The 225-nt window shown below is 66.7% G+C and carries 1 protein-coding gene; it reads right to left on the bottom strand.

What is annotated here, in order from left to right:
* On the bottom strand, positions 1–225 hold a 225-nt coding region (locus OO70_RS50995), incomplete at both ends, for a hypothetical protein (RefSeq protein WP_043688557.1).

Below are 225 nucleotides of genomic sequence, written 5' to 3'. Positions count from 1 at the left end.
TCCGAGGTAGGCGGGTTGTTCGGGGGTGTGGTGTTGGCCGTAGGTGTGGAGGAGGGCTTGGGCTTCGATGGGGTCGCCGAGGGTGGTGCCGGTGCCGTGTGCCTCGATGAGGTCGATTTGGTCGGGGGTGAGTTGGGCGTTGGCGAGGGCTTGTTGGATGACGCGTTCTTGTGAGGGTCCGTTGGGGGCGGAGAGGCCGTTGCTGGCGCCGTCCTGGTTGACGGC

Origin of the sequence: Streptomyces xylophagus (assembly GCF_000716435.1) — a bacterium.
GTDB lineage: Bacteria > Actinomycetota > Actinomycetes > Streptomycetales > Streptomycetaceae > Streptomyces > Streptomyces xylophagus.
The sequence above is the reverse complement of the archived record's forward strand: the minus strand, read 5'-3'. Positions and strand labels throughout refer to the sequence as shown.